Genomic DNA, 19,681 nt, shown 5'->3' on the forward strand with positions numbered 1-19,681 from the left:
CGCGGGAGTGTCCGCGACAGATGTGGACACCGTGAGAGATGGGGCGTGATGGGCGTAGAGCGCATCGACACCCGGCTGCTGGAAGAACTGACCGAGCAGTCACAGGATCTGAACAGCGACGCCGTACGGATCACCAACGAGGCGCTGGGCGACTTCACCGAGGTCACCCGGGAGCAGCAGGCGCGGCAGACCCGCCGCTGGTGGCAGCGTGGCAGCACGGTGGCGGGGGCGGCGGGCGCAGCGGCGCTGCTGACCCAGCTCCGGGCCACCGCGGCCACATCGAGCGACGACATCATGGCGCTGCAGACCGCCGCCTCGATCGAGAACCTGGCGGTGAGCGTCTACCAGACCGCCGCCGGCCTGCCGTTCATCAAGGACGGCAACAAGACGATCGCGGCGTTCATCGCCAAGACCACCACCCAGCACCAGGCGCACGCCAAGGCGTTCAACGGTGCGGCCACCCAGGCCGGCGGCAAGGCGCAGACCGCGCCCGACCCGAAGTACGCGGCCGTGGTGAAGACCACGCTGCCGACGATCAAGACCCCGGCCGACGTCGTCAAGCTGGCGATCACGCTCGAGGACGTCGCCGCGCAGACGTACACCAAGAACGTCGGCCAGGTCAGCAGCGCGGAGCTGCGCAAGCTGTTCGCGTCCGTCGCCCCCGTCGAGGCCCAGCACCGCGCCACGCTGCTGGCCGTGCAGGCGCTGCTCGCCAACAACCTCGGCGACCTGATCGCCATCCCGACGGATGTGGCCAAGCTGCCCGCCGCCGCCGGCAGCGTCGGCTTCCCCGACGCCTTCTACCCGACCAAGAACGCGTCGCCGATCTCTGAGGGGGCCGTGAAGTGACCACCTCACACGACGCCTGGGAACTGCCGATCAGCGAGCAGCAGCTCGCCCGTCTGACCCGGGACATGGACGAGGCCCACCGCGAGACGCTGCCGGCGATGCGGGCCAGCGCGGTGGACCTGGGCGACGACCTCAGGGCCAAGGGGCGGCGTGCCGCCAAGGACGAGGCGCCCGACCCGACCCGGCGCCGGCTGCTGCTCGGCGCCGGCGGACTGGCCGCCGCGCTCGCGCTCGCCGCCTGCTCCAAGGACGACAAGAACACTTCGGCGTCCTCGTCGACCGGCGCGCCCGGCAGCTCGCCGACCGCCTCCTCCTCCGGTTCGAGCAAGTACACCGGCGACCTGCAGGTCGTCGCGCTCGCCACCGCGCTGGAGAACCAGGCCGTCGGCGCCTACCAGGCGACGCTGGACGCGGCGACCGCCGGCAAGCTCGGTACGGTGCCGCCGGCCGTGGCCACCTTCGTCAAGACGGCGATGGCCCAGCACGCCGACCACGCCAAGGCGTGGAACGCGGTGCTGACCGGCGCCGGCAAGCCGGCCATCACCGATGTGCCGCTGTCGAACCAGCCCGCCACCCTCAAGGCGCTCGGCGCCGCGAAGGACGTCGGTGCCGTCGCCAAGCTCGCCCTCCAGCTGGAGGACCAGGCCGCGCAGACGTACCTGTTCGCCACGTACAACGTGAAGAGCCCGGCCGGTATCGAGACCGCCGCCACCATCGCGCCGGTCGAGGCGATGCACGCGGCGATCCTCAACTTCGTGCTGGGCCAGTACCCGGTCCCGGACGACTTCCTGCCGGTCGACAAGGCGGCCAGCCCCAGCCTGCTCACGGTCTGAGACCCGGCGCGGCGACCTCCGGCCGGACGGCCGGGCAGTCGGGCAGTCGGAACAGAGTCGGAACAGGGGCGGCCGCCCGCGCGCGGACCGGTCGCCCCTTCCCGTACCAGGCTCCCGTCGGCCCCTCCCGTACCGGGCCCTGTCGGCCCTTCCCGTACCGGGCGCCGGCCGCCCGTATCCCCCTATCCACCGCTACAGAAAAGAATGGACCCGTTGTGATCGCCACTCGCGTATCGGGGCACCGCCGTCCCCGCCTGGCCCGTACCCGACTGGCCGCGGCCGCGGGTTCCTGCGCCGTGCTCGCCCTGGCCGGCTGCTCGTCGAACTCCGACTCCGGTGGTTCCGGAGGAAGTTCGAGCACCCCGGCGAGCACCACTTCCGCGTCGGGCGCCGCCGGCGGCGCCACGACGATCGTGATCAAGAACTTCAAGTTCAGCCCGGCCTCGCTGACCGTGGCCCCCGGCACGGTCGTGAAGGTGATGAACCAGGACTCGACCGCGCACACCGCCACCGCGAGCAGCGACAAGGCGTTCGACACCGGCACGATCGCGCCCGGCAAGTCGGCGACCTTCACCGCGCCCTCGAAGTCCGGCAGCTACCCCTACATCTGCACCATCCACCAGTTCATGAAGGGCACCCTCACCGTCAGTTGACCGAGGGACGTCAGTCGAGGCGCCGTACGAGAGGAGTCCGCCAGCATGCCGAGAGCCGATTTCCGGCCGATCAGCGGCCGGGTACCACGAGCGGTGGCCCGGGTCGTCGCCGCGGCCGCGCTGGCGGTGGACGCCTACGTCCATGCCAAGCTCGCCGACCAGTACGACCCGATCACCTCGCACATCAGCCAGGGCGACCTGTTCCGGGTCGAGGCGGGCCTCGCCTCGCTGGCCGCGCTGCTCGTCCTGGTCTGGCGCCGCCCGCTCGGTGACGCCTTCGCCTGGCTGGTCGCGGCCGGCGGCCTGTTCGCGCTGATGCTCTACCGGTACGTGGACGTCGGGAAGTTCGGGCCGCTGCCCAACATGTACGAGCCGATCTGGTCCAACGACAAGAAGCTCACCGCGGGCGCGCAGATCGTCGCCATCGTCGCGTTGAGCCTGCTGCTGCTCACCCGGTCACGGCCCAGACGCCGTACCGACGAGCCGGCTCACGAGCACGGCAAGGGCGACGGTCCGCGGGTCGTCTGACGCCGCTGGGGCCGTTGGAGCCGTTGGGGTCGCTGGGGTCGAGCGCCGCTGCTCAGGCGCGGTCGATGTGCACGTTCGTGGACTTCACCCGGGCGGTGGCCTGGTCGCCGACCTCAAGGCCCAGTTCCTCCACGGCCTCGCGGGTGACCAGGGACACCAGCCGGTGCGGCCCCGCCTGGATCTCCACCTGCGCGGCCACGTCACCGAGCTTGACCGCCGTCACGATGCCGGGGAACGCGTTGCGCACCGAGGTGTGCGGCGGCTCGTCCTCGGCGCCGGCCGTGCCGTTCTGCGCGAGCTCCACCGAGAACGCGGCCAGGTCCCGGCCGTCGATCAGCCGGTGCCCCGCGTCGTCGCGGTGGGTGGCGACCCGTCCGCCGTCCGCCCAGCGCCGGGCGGTGTCGGGGCTTACGCCAAGCAGGCGGGCGGCCTGTCCGATCGTGTACGACTGCATGCGGCCACGATAGGCCCCGGCGGGCGCGGCTCGGCGGCGGCACGGCCGTTCCGCGCGCGTGGGCGGTTGCACGGGGCCGGTCGCCGCCGGTCACCATCAGTACACATCGCGCACGTAGCGCCGCTCGGCGGTCAGTTGCTTGACGTACGCCGCCGCCGCGTCCCGGTCGAGGCCGCCGTGCGCCGAGACGACGTCCCGCAGCGCGCGGTCCACATCCTTGGCCATCCGGGAGGCGTCACCGCAGACGTAGAAGTGGGCGCCGTCCTGGAGCCAGGACCACAACTGGGCGCCGTGCTCGCGCATCCGGTCCTGGACGTAGACCTTGGCGCGCTGGTCGCGGGAGAAGGCGGTGTCGAGGCGGGTGAGGGTGCCGGCGGCGAGCAGCGCGGTCAGTTCGTCCTCGTAGTAGAAGTCGGTGGCGCGGTGCTGCTCGCCGAAGAACAGCCAGTTGCGGGCGCGGTGGCCGCGGGCGGCGCGGTCCTCCAGGAAGCCGACGAAGGGCGCGACGCCGGTGCCGGGGCCGACCATGATCATGGGGGTGGCGGGGTCGGCGGGCGGCCGGAAGTGCGGGGCGGGCTGGACGTAGACGGGGATGTGCGGGGCGGTGGTCGGCGCGTCCGCCAGGAACGGGGAGCAGACGCCGCCGCGCGAGCGGCCCCGCGGGCTGTCGTAGCGGACGACCGAGACCGTCAGCGATATGCGGTGCGGATCGGAGAGCGGGCTCGACGAGATCGAGTACAGCCGGGGCCCCAGCCGCCTGAGCACCTCGGCCCACTCCTCGGGCGCGGCCCGCACCGGGTACTCCTCGATCACGTCCACCGCCTGCCGGCCCCACGACCAGCGCGCCAACTCGTCCTTGTTGTCCGGGCGCAGCAGCTTGCGCAGCAGCCGGTCGCCGGTCCGGTCGGCGACGAAGCGCAGCAGGGCCGGGGTGATCCGGGTGATGTCCAGGTGGCGGAGCAGGGCCTCGTGGAACGGGAGTTCGCCGACACCGGTGACGGTGAAGGGAGTTGCCGGGGCCAGGCCGGTGACCGCGAGCCATTCGGTCACCAGGGCGGCGGAGTTGACCGGATGCACGCCGAGCGCGTCGCCCGCCTGGTAGAGCAGCGGGACGGGGCTGTCCCGGGTGTCGAAGGTGAACCGCCGTACCTCCTTGGCCGCGCCGGGCTTGCCCAGCAGCCGGTTGCCGGCGAGCCGGGCGGGAACGGGAGCGTCGGCCTTGCGTGCGGCGGGCACGGCGACGGCCGGCGGAGAGGCGGTCGGCGCGACGGCGACCGGGGCCGCGACCACCGGGGCGGCCGGCACGCCGTGCGCGAAGGCGGCCGGGGCCGCGGCCCCCGCATCGGACGTCTCGCGCGACAGCGCACCGAGCACCTGGTCGAGCCACGCATGCGCCGAATCCCCGTAGTCCGGCTCGCAGTCGGTGCGCGGCGCCAGCCGTACGGCGCCGAGCTCGTCGAGCCGCTCGTCCAGCCGGCGGCCGTGGCCGCAGAAGTCGTCGTAGGAGGAGTCGCCGAGGGCGAGTACGGCGTACCGGACGCCGTCGAGCCGGGGCGCGCCGGGGGCGGTGAGGTCGTCCCAGAAGCCGGAGCCGTTGTCGGGGGCGTCGCCGTCGCCGAACGTGCTGGTGATCAGCAGCAGGTCGGCGGTGGCCGGCAGGGCGGCGGGGGCGGTGTCGGCCATGCCGAGGAGGGTGGCGGCGTGCCCGTCGGCGGTCAGTGCCTTGGCGGCGGAGGCCGCGAACTCCTCGGCGTTGCCGGTCTGCGAGGCCCACAGCACGACCACCTCACGGGCCGGCGCCCCGACCGGACCCATATCAACAGGGCCGCCGGGCACGGCAGTTGGGGCGGACCGCGAATACATGCCGGCGAGCACACCGTTCACCCACAGCGCGTGCTCCGGGCTGAAAGGCGCGCCGGCCGGCAGCACCGGGACGCCGGGGGCGCCGGACTCCAGACCGGCCAGGAAGCCGACCAGGTAACGGCGTTCGGTCTCGGCGAGCACGGGCGGCGGCCCGGGATCGAGTCCGAAGACGGCGGCGGAGGCGAGCGCGGGCACGGGGCTGGGCAGGGGGACGAGTGCGGGGCTGATCGCGGGCGCGGGCCCGGCCGCGGGTGCTGGCCCGGGCGCGGGTTCCCCCGCGGGCCCGACTGCCGGTCCCGGCGCGGTCACGGGCACGGCGTCCGCCGACTCCGCGCCCCGCTCCCCCGTCCGGTCCGGCCCGGCCGCCCGCCCCGCCACCTTCGCCAGCGCGACCGCGCACATCTTGAACTCTGGCTGGAACGACACCGGGTCCACCGCGTCGCTGGTCACGGCGTTGACGCTGAGGTACTCGCCGAAGAGGTCGTTCCAGTGGAACGGCGCGAAGCAGCAGCCGGGCAGCACCCGTTCGGTGAGCACCGCGGGCAGCACCGCGCGCCCGCGCCGTGAGGCGACCTCCACCGAGTCGCCCTCCGCGATGCCCAACTCCCTTGCGTCGCGCGGGTGCAGCTCCACGAACGGGCCCGGGTTGAGCTTGTTGAGCTTGCCGACCCGGCCGGTCTTGGTCAGCGTGTGCCACTGGTGCTGCAAACGGCCGGTGTTGAGGACGAACGGGTAGTCGTCGTCGGGGAGTTCGGCGGCCGGGACGTGCGGCCTCGGGTAGAACACCGCCCGGCCGCCGGGCGTCGGAAAGCGCGGCCCGGCGCTCTCGTCCGCCGGGTCGAGGTAGCGGATCGGGTTGCGGTCGGGACCGTCGGCCCGCGCCGCCGGCCACTGCACGGGCGTGGCGCGCAGCCGTTCGTAGCTCACGCCCCGCAGGTCGTAGCCGGTGGCCGGGTTCCACGCGCCCTTGATCTCCTCGAAGATCTCCTCTGCGCTGTTGTAGGTGAAGCCCTCCTCGTAGCCCATCGCGCGGGCCACGTCGGCGATCAGCCGCCAGTCGGGCAGCGCCTCGCCGGGCGGATCGACGGCGCCCGCGGCCAGGGTGAGGTTGCGCTCGCTGTTGATGAGCACGCCCTCGCTCTCGGTCCACAGCGCGCCGGGCAGCACGACGTCGGCGTACGCGTTGGTCTCGGTGTCGGCGAACGCGTCCTGGGTGACGACGAATTCGGCCGCCTCCAGGCCCTCGATGACCGTCCTGCGGTTGGCGACCGAGGCGACCGGGTTGGTGCAGATGATCCAGCAGGCCTTGATCCTGCCGTCCGCCAGCTCCTGGAACATCTCCACGGTGCCGCGGCCGACGCCGTCCGCGCGGACGCTGCCGGCCGGCAGCGACCACAACTCCTCGATGAACGCCCGGTCTTGTGCCACCAGCACCGATCGCTGGCCGGGCAGCCCCGGGCCCATGTAGCCCATCTCCCGGCCGCCCATGGCGTTGGGCTGGCCGGTCAGCGAGAACGGGCCGCTGCCCGGGCGGCAGATGGCGCCGGTGGCGAGGTGCAGGTTGATCAGGGCGTTGGTGTTCCAGGTGCCGTGGGTGGACTGGTTGAGGCCCATCGTCCAGCAGCTCGTCCACTCCGCCGCCTCGCCGATCAGCCGCGCCGCCGCGCGGATGTCCGCCTCGGGGATGCCGGTGGTCTCCGCGACGGCCTGCGGCGGGTAGTCGGCGAGGAACTCCGGCATCGCCTCCCAGCCCTCGGTGTGCCGGGCGATGAAGCCGGGGTCGGTGCGGCCGTCGGCGTGCAGCAGGTGCAACAGGCCGTTGAGCAGGGCCAGATCGGTACCCGGCTTGATCTGGAGGAAGAGGTCGGCCTTGTCGGCGGTGGCGGTGCGCCGCGGGTCGACGACGATCAGTCTGGCGCCGGCCTTGACCCGGTTCATCAGCCGCAGGAAGAGGATCGGGTGGCAGTCGGCCATGTTGGAGCCGATGACCAGGAAGACGTCGGCGAGGTCCAGGTCCTGGTAGGAGCCGGGCGGGCCGTCGGCGCCGAGCGAGAGCTTGTAGCCGCTGCCGGCACTGGCCATGCACAGCCGGGAGTTGGACTCGATCTGGTTGGTGCGGATGAAGCCCTTGGCCAGCTTGTTGGCCAGGTACTGGGCTTCCAGGCCGAGTTGGCCCGAGACGTAGAGGGCGACGGCGTCCGGCCCGTGCTCGTCCACGATCGCCCGCAGCCGCCGTCCGGTCTCGGCGACGGCCTCGGCCACCGGCGCGGGTTCGGCCTGCGCACCGCGCTCGGACCTGACCAGCGCCCGGTCCAGCCGGCCTGGCGCGGCGAGCATGTCGGCGGTGGTGGCGCCCTTGGTGCACAGCCGCCCGAAGTTCGCCGGGTGCGCCTTGTCGCCCGACGCCTTCAGCACCGTCCGCCGCCCGTCGGGCCCCGCGCCGATGTCCAGCACCATGCCGCAGCCCACGCCGCAGTACGAACACACCGTTCGCACCCGAGTGGTGGCCGCGGCCGGGTCGGTCGTGGTCAACGGGCGGCCCTCCACTTGATCGGCGGCTGTCGCCTGACCGTACGGAGTGGCCGTTACGCGACCGTCACGCCGACCGCGCGATGCGGGTTACGCCCTGTGCACAGCGCTCCCGGCCGGGCTGTGAGCGCCAGGAAACCCCGCTCCCGCGCAGGTCAGCCCCGCCGGCGCCATCTGACCTCGCCGTCCTGCACCTCGCTGGTCGGCTCAAGGCCGGCCGCCGCGGCGACGGCGGCGGAGGCGTGGTGATCGGGATGCACATGCGCGACCAGCTCGGTCACCCCCTGCTCCCTGAGCCAGCCGGCCAGCTCCCGGGCGGCCTCGGTGGCGATCCCGCGCCCCTGCCACGGCTTCCCGACCACCCACGCGATCTCGGCGACCGCCCCCGGCCCGACAGTGGCCTGCACGGTCCCGGCCAACCGCCCCTCGTCCCGCACCCGGATCACCCAGTTGCACCAGCTCACCCCCGGCTCGGGCGCCCCCGCGACCATCCGCGCATACCGCGCCCGCAACTCCCCCACCCCGAGAGGCCCCCCACCGATAAAGGAGTACAGCCCCGGATCCCCCAACACCCCGGCCATCTCCTCGGCATGCCCGACCCCCAAAGGCTCAAGCACCACCCGCAACCCCTCGACCACCCCGGCCACCACCGGCCCCCCACCCTCATCACCCATCCGCGCAGCGTACGCGGCCGTGCACACATTTCGATCACAATCCCGGCGATGTGCGGAGAAGCACCGCTTTGCAGCGAAGTACGCGGCTAGTCTCAGCCGCCGTGACCACCGTGCACATACCCGAGGACCCGACCGCCGCACCGCAGCCGCCCGGCCCGGGGCCGCGAGGTACGGCCGCCCCACTCATCGCGCGCGCCCTGGCCGCCGTCGCCGGTCTCGCGGCGGTGGGGGCGATGTGCTGGAGCGGGCTCAACCACGATGTGCGGTACGAGCTGGGCGGCATGCGGGCCGCCGGCCGGGGCGGCATTCCGTCCTCGGGGACGTTCGTACACCGGCCGTTGGCCTACCGGTGGCTGCTGTCCGGCGTCGACCACCTCACCTGGGGGTCGGTCGGGCTGCGGGAGGCGCTGATCCGGCTGGTGGTGATCGTCGTGACCGTCGCCGTGGCCTGGTGGCTGCGGGCCGGCCTCGCCCGTCATCTGCCGCGCCGGGAGGCGAACGCGGTCGCCGCCACCACCGGGCTCGCGCTGCTCTTCGCACCGGCCTGGGACTTCCTCCAGCCGGAGTGGGTCGCGGTGCTGCTCGCGGTGGCCGCGCTCGCGGCCGGGCTCGCGCCCCGCAGGTCCCGGTACGCGATTCCCGCGAGCGGTGTCCTGCTGGCGCTCGTGGTGCTGGTGAAGTACACCACCGCGCCCACCGCGCTGCTGCCGCTCGGCGCCCTGGTGGTGCTCGACCGGCGACGCGGCTGGTGGACCGCGGCGGCGGGCGCCGTCGCCACGATGGCCGGGTTCGGGCTGGCGATCCTGGTCCAGCCGCGCGAGTGGCGCTGGTTCAACGAGCTGTCGGCGCTCAACCCCGACACTCCCGTGCAGAACGGCCTGCACGCCGCCGATCTGCATCTGCTGGTCAGCACCGTCGGCAGCGAGGCGCTGATGAACCCGGTGGTGGCGCTGCTGCCGGCGGCCGTGGTGCTGCTCGCCCGGGGCAGCGCCACCCGCCGGGCCCGCTGGGCGTGGCCGGTGCTGACCGGTGTCGGTGTCCTCGGGGTGCTGGCCGCGCTGGTGGTGCAGGGGCAGTGGTTCGAATACCACCTGGCCGCGCTGCCGGTGCTCGGCGCCTCGCTGTGGGGGCTGGCGCTGGCCCGGCACCCCAGCAGGGCGATGATCGGCGTGTCAGCGCTGCTCGGGATCGCCGTGCCGCTGATCGCCGGCCGTTCGCTCGCCTGGCGCACGGCGCACGAGGGCGCCGCCTACACGCTGCTGGCGGTGATGACGGTGGCCGCTCTGGCCGCCGCCGCGTTCTTCGCCGTGGGCCGGCCCGCCGGCCGGTCGGCGCCACTGCGGTACGCCACCGCGATCGCCGCCGTCCTGACACTGTGGATCCCGGCCTGGCCGACGACGCCGTACTCCTATGACACCCGGCACGCCGGATTCACCGCGCGGGAACGGCACGACACCCGGCACGACCTGACCCGCTGGATCAACGGAGTCGAGCGCCGGATCGGCCCCGACACCCCCGTGGCTTACCTCGCGTTCGGGGACGTCGGCTACCTGATGGGCAACCCGACGCACTGCCGCTACCCGACCCCGGACTTCCTCCAGCGCACCCTGTACGACCGGTCGGTCACCGGCCTGGCCAGCTACCGGGAGAACCTGCGCTGCCTCGACGACCCGACCGCGCGGTACGCCGTGCTCGACACCTCCTGGTTCCCGCTGGACAAGGTCGCGCCCCAGGTGTCGGCGGCGGTGCGTGAACGGTTCGACTGCGCACGGCCGATCGCCTCGTACCCGGCGCTCCACCTGGAGATCTGCGCCCGCCGCCGCTGAGCCGGTTCGGCCGTCCGCGCGGTGCGTTGCCGGGGCGGGCGGGGCTGGGCCGGGCGGGGGTTATCCCCAGGTGGCAGGTGGGTGGCAGCGTCATTCAGGGTTTCGGTCGTGGCAGGTTGACTTGGCGGTGTCCAGGGAGCTGCGAGGCCACGGGGAGTCATGATGCGGGTGTCGATGTCGGGGAAGCGGGCGGTCGGGGTCGCCTGGGCGGTGGGGCTCGCCGCTTCCGCGCTGGCCGTTGTGCCGGCCGGGGCGCGGGGGGCGGACGGCGGGGGTTACGGGGAGGGCGAGCTGCGGCACGATCTGGGGGTGGTGCGGGCCGCCGGGGGTGGGGACGTCAACGTGGTGGCGCGGGTGGAGGGGCCCGGTGGGGTGCTGCGGGCCAGGTTCGGGACGGCGGGGCGGGGGTCGGTGGCGCCGGTGCCGTGGGATCCGGAGTTCCGCACGGCGAGCACCAGCAAGACGTTCACCGCCGTGGTGGTGCTGCAACTGGTCGCCGAGCACCGGCTCTCGCTGGACGACACCGTCGAGCACTGGCTGCCCGGCACGGTCAGCGGCCACGGCAACGACGGCGCGAAGATCACCGTCCGCGACCTGCTCCAGCAGACCAGCGGCGTCTTCGACTACATCACCGACCCCGCCATCCAGGACCAGTTGCTGAACCACTTCGACGAGAACCGCTACAACGCCACGCCGGCAAAGGAGTTGGTGGCGGTCGCCATGTCGCACCCGCCGCTGTTCACGCCCGGTCCGGCGGGCGCGCCCCGGCGTTGGGCGTACTCCAACACCAACTACCTGCTGGCGGCGATGATCGCGGAGAAGGCGGCCGGCACCGGGGAGACCTGGCGGGACCTCGTCGAGCACCGGGTGATCGCGCCGCTCGGGCTGCGGAGCACCTACATCCCGGGTGAGAACCCGTACTTGATCGGCCCGCACGAGCGGGTCACGATCGACGGCCCCGGCGGCGCCCCGGTCGACCTCACCGAGCAGAGCTTCCAGCACACCGCCGACTCCGGTGTCGTCAGCACCCCGTCCGACCTGAACACGTTCTTCCGCGCGCTGGCCGCCGGGAAGCTGCTGCCGGCCGCCCAGTGGCGGGAGATGCGGCAGACCGTGCCGTACGACGACCTGCCGGTGCCGCCGTCCGGGCACCAGGGCGGTTACGGACTCGGCCTGCGCGCCGTCCCGTTGACCTGCGGCGGCGTCTACTACATGCACGAGGGCGACGGGCTCGGCGTCTACAGCCGGCCCGCGGTGTCCGCCGACGGCCGGCGCGCGGTGACGGTGTCGATCACCAGCACCACGTCGCTGGTCGACCAGGAAGACCTGGACCCGGCGGTGCAGTTGCTCACCGATCACGCGCTGTGCGACAGATAGATGGCGTGGGTCGCACAGCGCGTGGTCGGGCGGCCGGCCGCCCGGGGAAGGGTCTGGAGCCGGCACGTGCGGATCAGGCGCTGAAGACCTGGAACTCCGAGAGCTGGCCGGCCGGCCAGCCGTTGTTGGCGGTGAAGTTCAGCCGTACGTAACGGGTGTTGACCGAGGCGGGCAGGGTGATCGTCGCGGCGTTCCCGGAGGCCGGGTTGAAGGTGTACGAGGCCGCGGCCAGCAGCGTGCTGAAGGTGCCGCCGTCGGTGCTGCCCTGGACGGCGATGGTCTGGCTGCGGGTGCTCCAGGCGGTGGCCGGCGGCAGGTTGAGCACCAGCCGGCGCACGCCCGTGGACGAGCCCAGGTCGACCTGGATCCACTGCGGGAAGGCGTTGTTGTTGCTCTCCCAGTAGCTGTTCGGGTCGCCGTCGACGGCGTTGCCCGAGCCGTAGACCTGGGTGTGACTGCTCTCCGAAGTCGGCCTGTGCAGCGCCAGGTTGGTGCCCGGCTGGCTGCTGCCGGCGTCGGTGGTCGCGCTGACCTGGTTGGACGGCCCGGAGATGTCGCCGGCCGCGTCGAGTGCCTGGACGAGGAAGGTGTAGGCCGTGGACGGGGTGAGGCCGGTGACGTTGAACGTGGTCACGTTGCCGGCCGTCGAGCCGACCTGGGTGGTGGTCGAGCCGCTGACCCGCATGATCCGGTAGCCGGTGACACCGACGTTGTCGGTCGACGCCGTCCAGGCCAGCGCGATGCTGTTCGCGGTGTGCCCGGTGACGTGCAGCGAGCCGGGGGCGGTCGGCGGTACGGTGTCGCCCCCGCCGCCGACGACGGGCTGGGTCGGGCGGGTCGCGGTCAGCGCGATCTGGCCCTTGAGCATCCGGCCGCCGTCGCCCGTCAGCCGCAGGTAGTAGTCCGAGGAGCAGGCGGTGCCGTCCTCGTCGAGCGCCAGCATGTTGGAGTCCGTCGGCAGCCAGGCGGCCGATTCCGCGGTCTTGGCGATCTGGTTGCCCTCGTTGAACTCGTCGAACATCGAGATGTAGATGCCCTGCACCCCGGCCCGCTTCATGTTGTAGAACTGCCGCCACATGAAGTCGCCGTGCGCGCGCTGCCGCAGCGTCACCGCGCCGGGCAGCACGCAGGGCAGGTAGTCGATGCCGTGCGCGGCGCAGTCGGCGAGGTCCGGGACCGTCGCCACGTTGTAGAAGTTGTCCGCGTCCGAGACGTTGCCGATCCGGCCGACCATCCACGGCGAGAGCGCGTGGAAGGCGTGGTAGACGTCGATGAACCCGGCGCGGGAGTCGCGGTCGCCGGTGCGCCACCAGGTCGGCACGCCGCCGATCACGTACACGCCCTGTGACTTGAACCAGTTGACGACATCCAGGCACGGGCCCGGCGCGAACGGCCGGCCGTCGTCGGCGAAGCCGAAGCCCCATATGCAGACCACCGGCATGCCGTTCTGCTGGGCGTACATCGGCGAGGCCGTGTGCGCCTTCATCTTGTTGGTCCAGTCGGTCTTGATCTCCGACTGCATGTTGGTCCAGTCGGTGACGTCGTACATGATGTAGAACTTGCGGCTGTGCGCTTCGGCGGCGGCGCGTACCTTGATCGCCATCGCGTCGCGGGTGGGGCCCTCGCCGCCGACCGGGTTGAAGCGCTGGAGCGCGGCGGTGTCGATGTTGTTCTGCTGCATCCAGGCGAAGTGCGTGTCCACGGTCTGCTGGTCGTACGACGAGAACAGGTTGGCGGGCTGGCCGTTGCCGAGGTTCGCGTACAGCGAGTGATACGTGTGCGTGAACTCGCGCACGTCCGGCCAGGCCACGATCGTGGTGTTCGACGGCGAGGGGTTGCCGCCGTTGGCGCCGTAGTGCCACCACGAGTTGATCGGCGCCCCGTCGCCGACGCAGGCGAACCAGCCCTGGTAGCCGACGGACACCTTCCCGACCACGTCACCCGGCCCGCTGGCAGCGGACGCGCTCTGAGCGGTGGCGGCTTCCGTCGTCCCTATCGCTCCCACCGCGGTCGCCGCGACAGCGGCTTGCAGCAGGGTCCGGCGTGTGACACCCATCTGGAACTCCTCCGATCGGCTGCCCAACTCCCGCACCTGCGCGGCTGATTGCCATCGGCGGCGGACCGGAAGTCTGGTGCGGGGGATCGTAATGAAGTGGTTACACTTTCGCAATAGGAGAAACAGAAGCCGCAAGAATGAACACGAGGCGCGCAAGAAACACCCAGTTGCCTCCGGCGGGGTGGGGTGGCCGGGGCCGGGCGCGGCCGGGACGCAGGCCCGGCGGGGCCTTGCCGCGCGGCGGCGCGTCGGGGTTCATCGGATCGATACACGTATCTCAGCGGAATCCAAGAATCAGTTCGTACAGTCGGTCCGCATGGAGAACGATCGGCGCGAGCCGGATGACGCCGACGGCGACATAGCCCCTACCGGGGCGGGCGAGGACGATGCGCGGGCCGCCGGCCCCGGCGCGGACGAGCGCTCCGCTGACGCGAGCGGCGACGCAGGCGAGGCGACCGAGGCAGCCTCGGCCCGGCCGGACCGGGCGGCTCCGGACGCTCCGGCGAACGTGCGCGGCACGCTGTCTGCGCCAGCCGCAGCCGAGGCTGCGAGAGACTCATGCGGCAGCGCGGGAGGCCACCCGGTGGATGGCGGCTCCGACGCGACCGACGTCAGCGGGGCAGACCCCGTCCGGCCGGGCCCGGCCGAGGCGGACTCGGCAGACCAAGCGGCTCCCACCGCTCCGGACGTCCCCACCACTCCGGGCGTTCCGGGGAACGTGCCGGTCGGCGGCGCGGTTGTGTTGGGGCAGCTGCGGGGGCCCGAGGACTTGGCGGGGGTGCAGGGGGAGCCCGTCAAGCGGTGGTGGACGAGGTCGCTGGTGGTTTCCAGTGCTGCTGTGGCCGCAATCGCCGCGCTCACCTTGGCCACCATCGTGCACTCTCCCGCTGCCTCTACCGCCCGCGTCAGCGTCGGGGACGCCAAGCCCACCTCCCGACCACCTGCTCCCGCTACGCCTGCTCCCACTACGCCGGTTCCCAGTACGGCAGCTCCTACCACTCCGCCGGCCACCACCACTCCACCCCCTCCCTCGCTCCCCAAAATCATCGACGCGCTCGCCGGGAGCCACACCGGCAGCCTCTCCGTCGCCGTCGCCGAGCTCGACGGCAGTCGCAGTGACGCCTACGCGCGGGGGGACAACGACGACGGGACGTTCGACACCGCGAGCATCGTCAAGGTGGACATACTCGCCGCGCTCCTGCTGCGCGCGCAGCGCGAGGGGACGTCGCTCAGCGGGCGGGAGCGGGATCTCGCCACCGACATGATCGAGGCGAGCGACAACGACGCCGCCCTCGCGCTGTGGGAGGACATCGGCGGGGCCGCCGGGCTGCACACCGCGAACAAGAAGCTCGGGCTGCGGCACACCACCGGCGGCCCCGGCGACCTCTGGGGGCTCACCCAGACCACCGCCCCCGACCAGATCGCCCTGCTCCGCGCCGTGTTCACCACGCACTCCGCACTGACCGCGGCCTCCCGCTCGTACCTGACCGGCCTGATGAAGTCGGTCGAATCAGGCCAGCGGTGGGGCGTGTCGGCGGCCGACTCCGACGGCTCCGGCTACGCGATAAAGAACGGCTGGCTCCAGCGGTCGGCGACCGGGCTGTGGGACATCAACAGCATCGGCGAGGTCCGCTACCAGGGGCATACGCTGCTGATCTCGGTGCTCTCCGAAGGGCAGTATTCCGAGCAGGGCGCGATCGACCTGGTGCAGCGGGTGGCACTCGCCGCGGCCAAGACGCTCGTCGCCGAACCGGCGAAGTGACGGCGGCCGCAGCCGTCGCGATCCGGCCATGAACCGTTCGCGACGGCCCGCGGCCGTCCCACCCCCACACACCTGAGCCCACGCGCGCCCAAGCCCCCCACCCGCCTACGCCACGTCGACCAGCACCTTTCCGACCGCCCCCTTCTCGACCGCCTCGTGCGCCTCCGCGGTCCGCTCCAGCGGGAAGCGGTGCAGCGGCAGGCCGGCCTCCGGGCCGACCCGGATCGCGTCGGCGGCCAGCGCCTCGGTCACCGCGGCGATCGCGTGCGCCTTGGCCTCGGCCGGCAGGGTGTACAGCAGCAGGCCCTGCCAGCGGATGTTGCCGGCCATCGAGGGGCGGACCGGGATCGGGGCGTCGTCCTTGTCGTTGGCGTAGAACGCGACGACCGCGCCGTTGGCGGTCACGTCCACGTCGAGCGCGGCGTTCGCGCCCGGTGCGACCTCCACCACGATGTGGACGCCGTCGGGCGCGATCCGGCGGATCTCGGCGGCGGCGTCCCCGGCCTTGTAGTCCACGACGTACTCCGCGCCCGCGGCCCGCGCCAGGTTGCCCTTCGCGGAGCTGCTGACCGTACTGATCACGGTGGCCCCGGCCCAGCGGGCCAGCTGGATCGCCGCGTTGCCGACGGCGCCCGCGCCGCCCGCGACCAGCACCACGCGGCCGTCGAGCGCGCCGGGGGCCAGCCGCTGCGGGCCGCCCTCGGCGACGGTCAGGGCGCGGTGCGCGGTGATCGCGGGGACGCCGAGGCTCGCGCCGAGCTCGAACGAGGCGTGGTCGGGCAGCGACACCGCCTGCCGCTCGGGCAGTGCGACGTACTCCTGGGCGGTGCCGTCGGGACGCTGGTGGGCGGCTTCGTAGAGCCAGACGCGTTCGCCGACGCGGGTCTCCGGGACGCCGGGGCCGACGGCGTCGATGACGCCGGAGCCGTCGTGGTTCGGGACCTGGGTCGGGGCCTGGGTGCCGGCGCGCCGCGACTTCCAGTCGGTCGGGTTGACGCCCGACACCCTGATCCGGACGCGGACTTCGCCCTGGGCCGGCTCTGGGACCGGCCGCTCGGTGAGGGTGAGGACTTCCGGGCCGCCCGGGGTGCTGTACGTGATCGCTCTCATACCGCTTACAAGTACCCCGGCCACCCGGTTCTTCCCGCCCCGGACCGGCTCCCGGTCCCCCGGTCGGCCCCACCTGGGGCACGGACCGCAGTCCGGGCCGGGACTACCGGGCCGGTTCCGGCAGGGCCACCCGGTCCGCGGGCGGCGGGATCCGGGGGACGCTCAGGACGTAGCCGCCGGACGTGCCGCCGTGGCCGCGGTGGACCAGGAGGCCGTTCAGCGGGTCGGGGACGGCGTCCAGGGCGGCCTGGGTGCCGGGGAGGGAGCGCCAGTTCAGCCAGGTGCGCTCCTCCCGGAAGGCGACCTCGAGGATCACGCCCCAGCTGTGCTCGAACCACTCCCAGAGCACCGCGCCGTTGGTCACCAGTGACTCGCCGAGCGTCTGCGCGTAAGCGTCACGCCACGCCGCGGCCGAGGTCTCCGCATGCTCGGAGTCCGCTATCTCGATCGCCCACCAGTCAGCAGCCGTCATGTTTCGACGATAGACACCGCGCCGAAGCCCCGGAAGGGGTAAGAGCGGCCTCCCGTGTGATCCTTTGGCCCCTACCGCAGCAGGCCCTCCGCGGTCGCCAGGATCTCCGTCACCCGCAGTGCGAAACCGGCGTCGCAGGGGTGCGGCGGGCCGCCGCCGGCCGCTGCCAGCAGGGCGTCGACGGCGCGCGCGTAGGAGTCGGTGGCCGGGCCCGAGATGTCCTCGGGGTAGGCGACGACGCCGTGTTCACCGCGCAGTTCGATCGCGATGCCCGCGGCGGCCGGCGGCGCGGCCAGCGTCAGCAGCGCCGTACTCGAAGCGCCGCTGTCATGACGCAGCGTCAGGTGGACGGTGTCACGCGGGCCGGCCACCGCGGCGATCTCCATGACGTCGCCGAGCACCGGCAGCAGGACGGACAGCGCGTGCGGGCCGACGTCCCACAGGCCGCCCTTCTCCTTGCGCCAGGGCGAGTCGGCGAACGGTACCGGGTCGCCGCCGCCGAACAGCGAGCCGTACCAGTCGGCGCGGCCGGTGTACCAGTCCCCCACCGCGGCCTGCCGTTCGATCCACTCCGCGGGGCCGGGGTCGAACCTCGTCGTGAAGAACACCACGGAGGCGACACCCGCCTCCCGTACGGCGTCGGCCACCTCGCGGGCCTCCGGCACGGTGGCGGCCAGCGGCTTGTCGAGCAGCAGGTGCCGGCCGGCCCGGGCGGCCCGCGCGGCCAGCGGGGCCTGGACGGCGGGCGGCAGGGCGACGGCCACCGCGTCGACGTCGGCGATCAGCGCGTCGGCGTCCGCGTAGGGGCGGGCGTCGAACATCGCCGCCACCTCGGCGGCGGCCTCCGGCCTGCGGCCCCACACCCCGACGAGTTCGACGCCGGGGTGCGCGGCGAGCGCGGGCCCGTGCGCGGCGCGCGCCCAGGGGCCGGTGCCGAACAGTCCGACCCGGGTCGTCATGACGCCTCCGTACGTAGTTCCTCGTGCCGCTCGTAGCTCTCGGTGTCCAGATCGCGGACGTCCACCGAGAACTGCACCTCGAACCGCGGCGCGGGCGCGGTGTGCCGGCGCAGCAGCGCCAGCGCCTGCCCGCTCAGCTCGCGCTTGGTCTGCGCGCTGCGTCCTGCCAGCAGTGCGATCTCGGCGTGGATCATCGTGTAGTGCGGCGACCCGTCGGCGATGTACGTGTCGTCCAGCCGGACGAAGCGGCTCTTGCAGCCGGCCGCCCGCCCGCCGGCCACCTCGACGATCGTCGCGTGCACGTCCTTGGCGAACCCGGCGCGATCGAACGCGTCCGCGAGTTCCGCCGAATACTCGACCTTGATGTGCGGCATACCCGCAGCCTATCCGCCCTCCCGCCGGGGCCGGCGGGCCGCCGGGAGCCCGGTCCCCGCCCTGGCCCGTTACACCCGGTTAACCGGTGGGCAACACCCGGGCAACGGCCTCTTGTCACACTGCCCTCGACCCGATCAGCGCAGCTCGGACCGCACCCGCGAACACGTACGGCAAGTGGCAAGTAGTCGGTAAGGATGGCGTCGCGTGACCTACAAGGCTGAGTACATCTGGATAGACGGAACCGTGCCGACCGCCAAGCTGCGCTCCAAGACGAGGATCCTCGCCGACGGGGCCGAGCTGCCGGTCTGGGGCTTCGACGGATCGAGCACCAACCAGGCCGAGGGGCACGCCTCGGACCGGGTGCTCAAGCCGGTCGCCTCGTTCCCCGACCCGATCCGCGGCGGCGCCGACGTCCTCGTGATGTGCGAGGTCTTCGACATCGACGGCACCCCGCACGAGTCGAACACCCGGGCCGCGCTGCGCGAGGTCGCGGAGAAGTTCGCCGACCAGGAGTCGCTGTTCGGCATCGAGCAGGAGTACACCTTCTTCCAGGGCTCCCGCCCGCTGGGCTTCCCCGAGGGCGGCTTCCCGGCCCCGCAGGGCGGCTACTACTGCGGTGTCGGCGCCGACGAGATCTTCGGCCGGCCGATCGTGGAGAAGCACCTGGAGAACTGCCTGGCGGCCGGCATCGGCATCGCCGGCATCAACGCCGAGGTGATGCCCGGCCAGTGGGAGTTCCAGGTCGGTCCGCTGAGCCCGCTGGAGGTCTCCGACCACCTGTGGATGGCCCGCTGGCTGCTCTACCGCACCGCCGAGGACTTCGGGGTGTCCGCCACGCTGGACGCCAAGCCCGCCAAGGGCGACTGGAACGGCGCGGGCGCACACACCAACTTCTCCACCAAGAAGATGCGCGAGAGCTACGAGGCGATCATCGAGGCCGCCGAGTCGCTGGGCCGCGACGACAAGCCGCTCGAGCACATCAAGAACTACGGCGCGGGCGTCGAGACCCGGCTGACCGGCGCGCACGAGACGGCACCGTGGAACGAGTACACCTACGGCGTCTCCGACCGCGGCGCCTCGGTGCGCATCCCGTGGCAGGTCGAGGTGGACCAGAAGGGCTACATCGAGGACCGCCGGCCGAACGCGAACGTGGACCCGTACGTGGTGACCCGGCTGATCGTGGACACCTGCGGCACCGCGCTGGAGAAGGCCGGACTGGTCTGATCCCGGCCCGGACCGACCGGTTCCAGCCAGTTCCGCGGGGCCGGGGCAGCCGGCCGGGCAGGAGGGGCGTCCGTCACCGGGACGGGCGCCCTTCGCACTGTCGTGCCAGTCACCCACCCGGCCGGTTCTCGTGACCA

General features: G+C 72.8%; 16 protein-coding genes. 8 read left to right on the forward strand and 8 right to left on the reverse strand.

Features of this window, described 5'->3' with window-relative positions; all coding sequences use genetic code 11:
- The first annotated feature begins 48 nt into the window (after positions 1-48).
- The 4 genes from ACQPW6_RS08630 to ACQPW6_RS08645 all read left to right on the forward strand — a co-directional run bounded on the left by ACQPW6_RS08630 (position 49) and on the right by ACQPW6_RS08645 (position 2,863).
- The gene (locus ACQPW6_RS08630; protein WP_433888963.1) at positions 49-849 is read left to right on the forward strand and encodes a ferritin-like domain-containing protein; all 801 of its coding nucleotides are present in this window, start codon (positions 49-51) and stop codon (positions 847-849) included.
- The gene (locus tag ACQPW6_RS08635; RefSeq protein WP_433888964.1) at positions 846-1,682 is read left to right on the forward strand and encodes a ferritin-like domain-containing protein; all 837 of its coding nucleotides are present in this window, start codon (positions 846-848) and stop codon (positions 1,680-1,682) included. Before ACQPW6_RS08630 ends, ACQPW6_RS08635 begins: the two co-directional genes overlap by 4 nt.
- Positions 1,683-1,897: 215 nt before the next feature.
- On the forward strand, positions 1,898-2,335 hold the full coding sequence (locus ACQPW6_RS08640) for a cupredoxin domain-containing protein (protein ID WP_433888965.1): 438 nt from the start codon (positions 1,898-1,900) through the stop codon (positions 2,333-2,335).
- A gap of 45 nt (positions 2,336-2,380) precedes the next feature.
- On the forward strand, positions 2,381-2,863 hold the full coding sequence (locus ACQPW6_RS08645) for a hypothetical protein (RefSeq protein ID WP_433888966.1): 483 nt from the start codon (positions 2,381-2,383) through the stop codon (positions 2,861-2,863).
- A gap of 52 nt (positions 2,864-2,915) precedes the next feature.
- On the opposite strand, the gene ACQPW6_RS08650 is transcribed toward ACQPW6_RS08645, so the two are convergent.
- From ACQPW6_RS08650 to ACQPW6_RS08660, 3 genes are all read right to left on the reverse strand, one after another.
- Positions 2,916-3,317, reverse strand: coding sequence for a TOBE domain-containing protein (locus tag ACQPW6_RS08650; protein ID WP_433888967.1), 402 nt, complete (start codon positions 3,315-3,317; stop codon positions 2,916-2,918).
- A gap of 96 nt (positions 3,318-3,413) precedes the next feature.
- Positions 3,414-7,637 carry a molybdopterin-dependent oxidoreductase gene (locus ACQPW6_RS08655; protein ID WP_433894467.1) on the reverse strand — a complete coding sequence of 1,408 codons (4,224 nt, stop codon included), beginning with the start codon at positions 7,635-7,637 and terminating at the stop codon, positions 3,414-3,416.
- Between the two features lie 227 nt (positions 7,638-7,864).
- Entirely contained in the window at positions 7,865-8,383 is a 519-nt protein-coding gene (locus ACQPW6_RS08660; RefSeq protein WP_433888968.1) for a GNAT family N-acetyltransferase, read from the reverse strand.
- A 101-nt stretch (positions 8,384-8,484) separates the two neighbouring features.
- Between ACQPW6_RS08660 and ACQPW6_RS08665 the strand changes: the two genes are divergently transcribed.
- Both ACQPW6_RS08665 and ACQPW6_RS08670 read left to right on the forward strand, forming a co-directional pair.
- Complete coding sequence (locus ACQPW6_RS08665) at positions 8,485-10,209, forward strand: hypothetical protein (RefSeq protein ID WP_433888969.1); 1,725 nt, start codon at positions 8,485-8,487, stop codon at positions 10,207-10,209.
- 174 nt (positions 10,210-10,383) lie between these two features.
- Positions 10,384-11,586: a serine hydrolase domain-containing protein gene (locus tag ACQPW6_RS08670; RefSeq protein ID WP_433888970.1), complete on the forward strand. Its 1,203-nt coding sequence runs from the start codon at positions 10,384-10,386 to the stop codon at positions 11,584-11,586.
- 73 nt (positions 11,587-11,659) lie between these two features.
- Here ACQPW6_RS08670 and ACQPW6_RS08675 read toward each other — a convergent pair whose 3' ends face one another.
- Positions 11,660-13,642 carry a discoidin domain-containing protein gene (locus ACQPW6_RS08675; protein ID WP_433888971.1) on the reverse strand — a complete coding sequence of 661 codons (1,983 nt, stop codon included), beginning with the start codon at positions 13,640-13,642 and terminating at the stop codon, positions 11,660-11,662.
- A gap of 838 nt (positions 13,643-14,480) precedes the next feature.
- Here ACQPW6_RS08675 and ACQPW6_RS08680 point away from each other — a divergent pair.
- Positions 14,481-15,404: a serine hydrolase gene (locus ACQPW6_RS08680; RefSeq protein WP_433888972.1), complete on the forward strand. Its 924-nt coding sequence runs from the start codon at positions 14,481-14,483 to the stop codon at positions 15,402-15,404.
- Positions 15,405-15,509: 105 nt separating this feature from the next.
- Here the strand turns inward: ACQPW6_RS08680 and ACQPW6_RS08685 are convergent, their stop codons facing one another.
- From ACQPW6_RS08685 to ACQPW6_RS08700, 4 genes are all read right to left on the reverse strand, one after another.
- Positions 15,510-16,514 (reverse strand): NADPH:quinone reductase, encoded by a 1,005-nt coding sequence (locus ACQPW6_RS08685; protein WP_433888973.1) that lies wholly within the window; start codon positions 16,512-16,514, stop codon positions 15,510-15,512.
- Positions 16,515-16,617: 103 nt separating this feature from the next.
- A complete protein-coding gene (locus ACQPW6_RS08690; protein ID WP_433888974.1) occupies positions 16,618-16,986 on the reverse strand; it encodes a hypothetical protein in 369 nt (122 codons plus the stop codon).
- Between the two features lie 71 nt (positions 16,987-17,057).
- On the reverse strand, positions 17,058-17,945 hold the full coding sequence (locus ACQPW6_RS08695) for a Gfo/Idh/MocA family protein (RefSeq protein WP_433888975.1): 888 nt from the start codon (positions 17,943-17,945) through the stop codon (positions 17,058-17,060).
- On the reverse strand, positions 17,942-18,319 hold the full coding sequence (locus ACQPW6_RS08700) for a 5-carboxymethyl-2-hydroxymuconate Delta-isomerase (RefSeq protein ID WP_433888976.1): 378 nt from the start codon (positions 18,317-18,319) through the stop codon (positions 17,942-17,944). The genes ACQPW6_RS08695 and ACQPW6_RS08700 overlap by 4 nt, the downstream gene beginning before the upstream one ends.
- Positions 18,320-18,524: 205 nt before the next feature.
- Between ACQPW6_RS08700 and glnII the strand changes: the two genes are divergently transcribed.
- Complete coding sequence (gene glnII / locus ACQPW6_RS08705; RefSeq protein WP_433888977.1) at positions 18,525-19,544, forward strand: glutamine synthetase; 1,020 nt, start codon at positions 18,525-18,527, stop codon at positions 19,542-19,544.
- Positions 19,545-19,681: the final 137 nt, after the last annotated feature.

Source organism: Streptomyces sp. CA-111067 (assembly GCF_050956065.1).
In the GTDB taxonomy this organism is placed as follows: Bacteria; Actinomycetota; Actinomycetes; order Streptomycetales; family Streptomycetaceae; genus Actinacidiphila.